General features: G+C 41.5%; 6 protein-coding genes, 4 tRNA genes and 2 rRNA genes. 2 read left to right on the top strand and 10 right to left on the bottom strand.

Annotated features, from left to right (window positions below):
- The 8 genes from C9J38_RS21325 to murB all read right to left on the bottom strand — a co-directional run.
- Positions 1–184, bottom strand: a 184-nt coding sequence (locus C9J38_RS21325; RefSeq protein ID WP_233217677.1) for a GTP-binding protein, incomplete at its 3' end; no start/stop codon positions are given.
- A gap of 100 nt (positions 185–284) precedes the next feature.
- Positions 285–360 (bottom strand) — tRNA-Thr (locus C9J38_RS21320).
- 12 nt (positions 361–372) lie between these two features.
- Positions 373–447: transfer RNA gene (locus C9J38_RS21315), tRNA-Gly, on the bottom strand.
- Between the two features lie 39 nt (positions 448–486).
- Positions 487–571 (bottom strand) — tRNA-Tyr (locus C9J38_RS21310).
- 14 nt (positions 572–585) lie between these two features.
- Positions 586–661, bottom strand: a tRNA-Thr gene (locus tag C9J38_RS21305).
- A gap of 96 nt (positions 662–757) precedes the next feature.
- On the bottom strand, positions 758–1,489 hold the full coding sequence (locus C9J38_RS21300) for a type III pantothenate kinase (protein WP_005363560.1): 732 nt from the start codon (positions 1,487–1,489) through the stop codon (positions 758–760).
- Positions 1,489–2,451, bottom strand: a complete 963-nt coding sequence (gene birA / locus C9J38_RS21295; RefSeq protein WP_107208796.1) for a bifunctional biotin--[acetyl-CoA-carboxylase] ligase/biotin operon repressor BirA — start codon at positions 2,449–2,451, stop codon at positions 1,489–1,491. The genes C9J38_RS21300 and birA overlap by 1 nt, the downstream gene beginning before the upstream one ends.
- Positions 2,448–3,488, bottom strand: coding sequence for a UDP-N-acetylmuramate dehydrogenase (murB, locus tag C9J38_RS21290; protein WP_107208795.1), 1,041 nt, complete (start codon positions 3,486–3,488; stop codon positions 2,448–2,450). Before murB ends, birA begins: the two co-directional genes overlap by 4 nt.
- Positions 3,489–3,573: 85 nt before the next feature.
- Here murB and C9J38_RS21285 point away from each other — a divergent pair, with 85 nt between their 5' ends.
- Both C9J38_RS21285 and pssA read left to right on the top strand, forming a co-directional pair.
- Positions 3,574–4,041, top strand: coding sequence for a GNAT family N-acetyltransferase (locus C9J38_RS21285; RefSeq protein ID WP_005363553.1), 468 nt, complete (start codon positions 3,574–3,576; stop codon positions 4,039–4,041).
- Between the two features lie 84 nt (positions 4,042–4,125).
- A complete protein-coding gene (pssA, locus tag C9J38_RS21280) occupies positions 4,126–5,475 on the top strand; it encodes a CDP-diacylglycerol--serine O-phosphatidyltransferase (RefSeq protein WP_107208794.1) in 1,350 nt (449 codons plus the stop codon).
- A gap of 244 nt (positions 5,476–5,719) precedes the next feature.
- Here the strand turns inward: pssA and rrf are convergent.
- Both rrf and C9J38_RS21270 read right to left on the bottom strand, forming a co-directional pair.
- Positions 5,720–5,835, bottom strand: a 5S ribosomal RNA gene (gene rrf / locus C9J38_RS21275).
- A gap of 130 nt (positions 5,836–5,965) precedes the next feature.
- Positions 5,966–6,072: ribosomal RNA gene (locus C9J38_RS21270) — 23S ribosomal RNA — on the bottom strand; the annotation flags it as partial.

Here is a 6,072-nt window from a genome sequence, read left to right as displayed (position 1 = left end):
TGATACCGCGCTCACGCTCTTCTGGAGCGTTATCGATTGATGCGAAGTCACGAGCAGCACCACCGTACACTTTTGAAAGTGTAGTACAGATAGCAGCAGTTAGAGTTGTTTTACCGTGGTCAACGTGGCCGATAGTACCAACGTTTACGTGCGGTTTTACGCGTTCAAATTTTTCTTTAGACATGGATAGTCCCTCTGGGCACGGTATTAGGTGGCATTACGACCACACAACCAAACATGGGTTTGTTGAGTATATAACAAATGGATGAATTAGGGCTTGAGAGTGGTGCTGATAGGCAGATTTGAACTGCCGACCTCACCCTTACCAAGGGTGCGCTCTACCGACTGAGCTATATCAGCACACAAGAAATGTGGAGCGGGCAGCGGGAATCGAACCCGCATCATCAGCTTGGAAGGCTGAGGTAATAGCCATTATACGATGCCCGCAGAACTTGTATCTCGTAGAGCTATTCAACCATTTGAAAATGGTGGTGGGGGAAGGATTCGAACCTTCGAAGGCAGTGCCGGCAGATTTACAATCTGCTCCCTTTGGCCACTCGGGAACCCCACCGAAATTTTTAAAACTGGTGCCGACTACCGGAGTCGAACTGGTGACCTACTGATTACAAGTCAGTTGCTCTACCTACTGAGCTAAGTCGGCGTTAGTGGTGCGCATTCTAGATAATGATTATTTTTGTTGCAATACCCTAACGTGTTTTTTTTATTGTTTTTTATTTAATTGACGTAATTTTCGGCATTAACCGCGCTTTGCATACAACCCTAGCCCTTCAAGTACCAACTCCGAGCGATGATAAAAAGGTTTACACCACGATTTTGGCAAATGACGAACACCGCCACCACATAGAATTACCGCGGGCGCTTCATTTAGTTCTGCAGATGCTTGTTTTAGGCCAAACTCAATTAATCCAACCAACGCAGCACGGCAGCCATTCTTTAAACCATCTGCGGTATTGTTTGCCAGTGTTAATGATTCACTATGCTCACTATCTGAAAACACCTTGGTCGTATTCTCTAGTACTGATTTCATCATTAACTGATAACCAGGCATGATCCAACCACCAAGATGTTTTCCATCACTGTCCATAACATCAAACGTTAATGCCGTGCCTATATCAACAATCACTGTAGGTTGCTTAAAACTTTGACGAATAGCAACCAGTGTTAGCCAGCGGTCAACACCAAGGTATTGATATTCAGAATATGCGTTAACAACACCGAAGTCTTCACGTGCAGTTTTTACCTGAGTAACAGGAATATTCGCCATTTGTGCTATACGCTGAATAGTATTGTCAACTTCAACTGGTCCGACACTCGCAAAAACAATGCGCTCAACATTACCTTCCAGTAACGGTTGTAAAACAAGCTCTAATTTTTTACTTGGGTATTTACCAATTTGTTCAATGTGTTCATTTTGGGTTAGTAAGGCAACTTTGACGTAAGTATTGCCTGCTTCAATTAATAATTGCATCAGCAACCTCTAAGGCTGATTTCACCGCCGATATACGGTGTAATACCAGTGTCGGTTTCCAGTAGTAAAGCCCCTTGAGTATCAATCCCGCGAGCAGTACCTTCGATGGTTCGCTCACCGATTAATAATTTCACAGGGCGGTTTAAAAAGTTATCTATTTTATTCCAACGTTCAACAAAGCCAACTAAACCTTGATGTTCGTAATCACAGAGTGTTTGATTAAGATGTGAGATCAATGTCGCCGCTAAGATATTTCGAGACGGTAAGCTATCACAAGCTTGCGACAGTGTTGTCCACGCTTGCGTGATCTCACTTTGCTCTGTTAGTGGCATATTAATATTTAGCCCCATTCCAATCACTAAGTGTGCAGCATCCCCTGCTTGACCAGTCATTTCAACAAGAATACCAGCTAGCTTTTTATCCTGATAATAAATATCGTTAGGCCATTTAACTCGAACATCATCCGCACCCAGTTTTTGGAGCGTTTCAGCAATCGCGACGCCGACAACTAAACTCAGCCCCATTGCCGCAGCCATACCAGCTTCTAAACGCCAGTAAATGGAAAGGTACAGGTTACTACCGAAAGGTGAAACCCATTGTCGACCTCGTCGTCCACGGCCTGCTTCTTGATATTCAGCCAAACATACACTACCACTAGGCAGTTGCCCTACTCTATCTAGAAGGTATTGATTAGTTGAGTCGATGACAGGAATTAAATCAAGATGGGGGCACTTAACTTTCGCTAAAATCTGCTGCTTATCAAGTAAATCAATCGCTGATGCAAGACAATAACCTTTGCCTTGCACCCTAAAAATATCAAGCCCCCACTGTTGAATGACTTGAATTTGTTTCGCGATTGCAGCACGAGTCATACCCAGCGTTTGTCCCAATACTTCACCTGAATGAAATTCACCATCAGAGAGTAACTGAATCAAAGCTAGTCGTACGGTATGATCTTTCATCGCAGCATCTCGTTGAGATTAGTTTCAGCATTATGTGCCATAAAACGCACCTCATGCTCAAGAGAGACACCAAATTTAGTCATTACCGTATCGACAACATACTGTGCTAGCTGAAGTACATCACGTGCAGTTGCATTACCAACATTCGTTAATACGAGTGCTTGTTGCTGGTGAATTTTAGCACCACCAATTTGGTAACCTTTCAAACCACATTGATCAATCAACCAGCCCGCAGCTAACTTACAATGAGCTTCGTCCACTGGGTAACTTGGCATGTTAGGGTACTCAGACAAAAGAAAGTCACGTACGTCTAACGAAATAATTGGGTTTTTGAAAAAACTACCTGCATTCCCCATAACCTGCGGATCAGGCAGTTTTTCACGGCGAATGGCGCACACTTCATCAAAAATCTCTTTGGCTGTAACAGTATCGAGCGAGAATTTTGCTAATGGGCCATAGGCTATTTTCGGAGACCAAGCTTTAGTTAAGCGAAAACCTACCGCAATAATTATGTGGTTATCTTTTAACTCTCGCTTAAAAATTGAATCTCGATATGAGAAGTGGCATTCATCAGCCATCAAACGCTTCACTTCCCCTGTTTGTACATTTAATACATCAACATACTGGCAGACATCTTTTAACTCTACGCCATAAGCACCAATATTTTGTATCGGGGACGACCCCACACAACCAGGAATGAGTGCTAGATTCTCAAGGCCATTAAAACCATTATCGACAGCCCAAGACACCAAACCATGCCAGTCTTCACCGCCACCTACATGTAAATCAACATACTCAGTACTATCGACTACATTAATACCTTTAATTCGGTTTAAAATGATAGCGCCTTGGTAATCTTCACAAAAAAGTAAGTTACTTCCTTGACCAACAACTAACTTAGGGACTTCCTGGTATGTCTCGTCCTGCCAAATAGCAAGGAGATCTTCAACACTTGATGCTTCAAGTATGTACTTCGCCGATACATCAATCCCAAAGGTGTGATAAGGCGCTAACCCAGTTTCATGTAAAACTTTCATGTTAATTCACAACCAAATCTTTATACTTTTCGATACGAATTGAAACTATTTTACCTGATCCCATTCAACAACGCAGTGTTTTCCCATGTCTCAAATTATTTATCGTCAACTTGATCCTATTCGCTTGCCTTTAGTTAATAAAATATACAAGTCATTCTACCCATCAGGAAAAGCAAAGAGAGATGAAACAATCTGGGTTGCAGAATCAAACAACAGTATTATTGCATCCGTACGATTTAAAACTATTGATGATATACAACTACTGACAGGCATGCTTGTCATCCCAGAGTACCGTTTACAAGGTATTGCGTATAAGCTTATTGAAGCATGCCGTAATCAAATGAACCAACAAGCATGCTATTGCTTTGCATTTCAAGAGTTAGAAGTTTTCTATCAAAAGTCAGGGTTTCAAACTATTAATAGCGAAAACCTTCCCAATAATATCAAGCAACGTTTTCAACGCTATGCTAATAGCGGTAAGAATCTAATTCCAATGTTATTTATTGATACACTTACCTCAGAAAGCATGAGCAAAAACATATCTAAACACTAGATACATTGACTTCGCTTTTTTTCTGGTATAATTGATCCCTTAATCAAAATTCATCTACTTATAGATCGTGTAAACGAGGCGATAATGGATTCAGCTATTGCTAACAGGCAGCTCATCGAACAACTGCCATGTATTGCGCACAAGCCCGAGAATTTAGAGACTCTTTTTGATGCAAATTCGTTTAGAGAGCGTCTATATCAAGAAATAAAATCAGCTAAAGAACGCATTTACTTAGTTGCCTTATATCTCCAAGATGATGAAGCAGGAAGAGGTGTGCTTACCGCTCTGTATGAAGCTAAGCAACTCAACCCCGAACTTGATATAAAGGTATTAGTTGATTGGCATAGAGCTCAACGAGGCTTAATTGGCGCCAGTCAGTCCGATGGCAATGCCGCGCTATATCGTGAGTACGCAGAAAAATATACTCACAAGATCGATGTGCTTGGCGTTCCCGTTCGTAATCGAGAAGTGTTCGGTGTCCTACACCTGAAAGGCTTTGTTATTGATGATAATGTTATTTATAGCGGTGCAAGCTTAAATGATGTGTATCTCGCTCAACATGACCGTTATCGTTACGATCGCTACCACGTCATTAAAAATGAAAAGCTCGCTAACAGCATGGCGCAGTTCATTATTGACATACTTGTTTCGAGTAATGCAGTTAACTGCCTAGCACAACCAGAAAGACCCGACACAAAGTCATTGAAGACGGCAATTCGAGATCTACGCTCCGAACTACAACAAGCTATCTACCATTTTGAGCCGGATGAGATTAAAGATGACGAGGTAGGATTAACACCTCTGATAGGTTTAGGGAAACGTAAGAACAAACTTAATCAGGATATTTGTACGCTCATCGCTAGTGCACAATCTGAGCTGACTATTTGTACTCCCTACTTTAACTTTCCGAGAATGGTAAGTCGCGAAGTAAAGAAAGCTCTTAAGCGCGGTGTAAAGGTCACAATCGTCGTTGGTGATAAAACAGCAAATGACTTTTATATTCCACCATCAGAGCCTTTTAAGACTATTGCTGGGTTACCTTATTTATATGAAGTCAATTTACGTAATTTTGCTAAACATAATGAAGCCGCTATTGCACATCGCCAATTAGCGATCCATTTATGGAAACACGATAACAATAGCTTTCACTTGAAGGGGCTTTGGGTAGATCGTCGTTATATGTTAGTAACGGGTAATAACCTCAATCCACGAGCTTGGAAACTTGATCTTGAAAATGCGATTTTAATTCATGACAAAAATCAACTACTCGCCGAGCAGCAACAACAAGAATTAAATTGTATTCTCGAACATACCCAGCTTATTGGTAGTTATAAGCAAATTGAAAAAATTGATAACTATCCAGCTCAAGTTAAAAAGCTCATTACACGTATTCGTCGTGTAAAAGCGGATCACATCCTGAATCAAATTCTATAATTCAACCCCTTTATCACTGCAGTAACTCTCTACTGCAGTGATACATCTCTTTATTAAATACTATTCTGTTGTAGGTCTGTAGGTCTGTAGGTCTGTAGGTCTGTAGGTCTGTAGGTCTGTAGGTCTGTAGGTCTGTAGGTCTGTAGGTCTGTAGGTCTGTAGGTCTAGTTTATAGATGAAACTTACTTTAAAAGTATTAAAACGAAAAAAGGCCATCCTTTCGGATGGCCTTTTAAAATTTAAAGCCTGGCGATGTCCTACTCTCACATGGGGAGACCCCACACTACCATCGGCGCTATTACGTTTCACTACTGAGTTCGGCATGGGATCAGGTGGGTCCATAATGCTATGGTCGCCAAGCAAATTCGGTTTTATTTATTGTCATCGACAATAAATAGCAATCTGGGAAAGTTAACTAGTGTTCTCTACACGTTCAAGTGTACTTGGAGTCCGCGTTTCTCTTGACGAGATAAAACCCCTTGGGTGTTGTATGGTTAAGCCTCACGGGCAATTAGTATCGGTTAGCTCAATGCCTCACAGCACTTACACACCCGACCTATCAACGTTGTAGTCTTCAACAACCCTTTAGAGACCTTA

Origin of the sequence: Photobacterium sp. GB-210 (assembly GCF_003026075.1) — a bacterium.
Classification (GTDB): Bacteria; Pseudomonadota; Gammaproteobacteria; order Enterobacterales; family Vibrionaceae; genus Photobacterium.
This window is presented reverse-complemented; position numbering and strand designations above follow the sequence as displayed.

Coding starts and splice junctions, on each gene's coding strand:
- C9J38_RS21300 (WP_005363560.1), bottom strand. CDS start 1,489: ATGCAATTATTAATTGAAGCAGGCAATACTTACGTCAAAGTTGCCTTA.
- birA (WP_107208796.1), bottom strand. CDS start 2,451: ATGAAAGATCATACCGTACGACTAGCTTTGATTCAGTTACTCTCTGAT.
- murB (WP_107208795.1), bottom strand. CDS start 3,488: ATGAAAGTTTTACATGAAACTGGGTTAGCGCCTTATCACACCTTTGGG.
- C9J38_RS21285 (WP_005363553.1), top strand. CDS start 3,574: ATGTCTCAAATTATTTATCGTCAACTTGATCCTATTCGCTTGCCTTTA.
- pssA (WP_107208794.1), top strand. CDS start 4,126: ATGGATTCAGCTATTGCTAACAGGCAGCTCATCGAACAACTGCCATGT.